Annotated in this window: 1 protein-coding gene; it reads right to left on the bottom strand. The window is 46.4% G+C overall.

Translation table 11 applies throughout. The features are described from left to right. Positions 1-354: 354 nt before the first annotated feature. Complete coding sequence (locus HRU10_15380; protein NRA28614.1) at positions 355-1,260, bottom strand: hypothetical protein; 906 nt, start codon at positions 1,258-1,260, stop codon at positions 355-357. Positions 1,261-1,512 lie beyond the last annotated feature (252 nt).

The raw sequence follows: 1,512 nt of genomic DNA, 5'->3' as shown, positions 1-1,512 counted from the left end.
TTTTTGTTTTGTTATCCACTGACCTTCAGTGGTTTAACCGCAACTCGCGATACTTTTTTATGCAAAATCCGGGTTAGCAAAGGCTTCTCGACTCAGACTTTTGTTTTTTTTCTGCATAACGATAGGGTGCAAGGATAGCCATGTTAGCCCAAATTAGAGCCATCGGCTGAGTATAGCCTACCGGTGGTGCGGCTTGGATGTTGGAGCAGAAACTTCATCTTTTCTGTTCTGTAGCCATTAACCGGAAGTGTGCGATAGGAATAATCTGCCAGTAAATGCTTATTCCATACTTTCTCTGCGCCTCTGCGTCTCGAGCGAAGCGGGCGTGAGGTGAATACGCTTTCACCACAGATTTCACAGATGAACACAGATTGCTGTCGAGTCTACAATTCTATTTATGTCCTGTAAAAGAAAAACGCCAGCCTGCGCACTGAGGTATGCATACAGAAACAAGCCTCCATACAACAGAGCAGATAACCGAATGAACAGGAGCGGAGCTGTGACCTTCAAGCGATCGAGTAAACATGCAAGTGCAAGCAAGCACTGCAAAGCATGGATCCCTATAAAATGAGGGATTCTTAAATCTCCGATATCCAAACTCCAACCCGTAAAGGGCAATGTGCGATGATCCTCGACAGGAGGTTCGCCAACGAAATGCGACCCTGCAAGGAGAGGTCCCTCTCCCCGCTCGCTCGCTGCCAGTTGCTGGGGGGTGGGCCCAGTCATGGCAAAGCCTTGGAACGAAGCCACCGTCATGATTAGAATTCCTAAAAGGATAGCTTCACCAAACACCGGCGGAGCGAGCTTCCTCGCCTTCCAAATGATAAACCCACTGAACAAAGCCGCGAGCACCACGATCGAGATGGATATGCCCATAATTGAAAAAATCAAAGCATCCAAACTTGTCGCGATGTTGAAATGACTTTGAACCCCTCGAGCCGCCTGGGTAACGATCAATACACCCTCAATCAACATGCCGACGGCAATCACCCAGCGGACCCTATTGAGCTGAACGACGTTTTGATCTGTTCGAAAAAAACGATACAGCCACTCCAAGGTTAAATTGTAGAGACCGATACTGAGGAAAAATTTGAGAGGTTTTATCCACCGAGGTTCCGCATTGATTTCGGTCTGGTCCACAAAAACGAGAATCAAGAGAATGGGGATTCCCAATCCGAAATAGAAAACGCTCGCATCCCACAGAATCGAAGACTCCTGAGAATGACATTTTCGACGCAGGATTGAAGGCAAAGAATTCATAGATAGACGTTAGAACATTTATCGAGTACGTTCAACCATGAGCTCTGGCGCGCCGTTAGGCGTTGTCCAGAAGCGACTGTTTAGAGTTATTCATCTTTTTGATCCCTTCATATCGGTAGAGCAACCATATGAAAACCGCGATGATCATAACTGGATATCCCCATCCGAAGTATGACTTATTAACTCGCTAATATAATACATGACTTTCACCCATGCATCATTCATCCTTTCAGGCATGGAAAAACGAGATGC

The sequence above is a fragment of the Opitutales bacterium genome (assembly GCA_013215165.1).
Lineage (GTDB): Bacteria > Verrucomicrobiota > Verrucomicrobiia > Opitutales > JABSRG01 > JABSRG01.
Note: the sequence above shows the minus strand (reverse complement) of the source record. Positions and strands in the feature narration are given on the sequence as shown.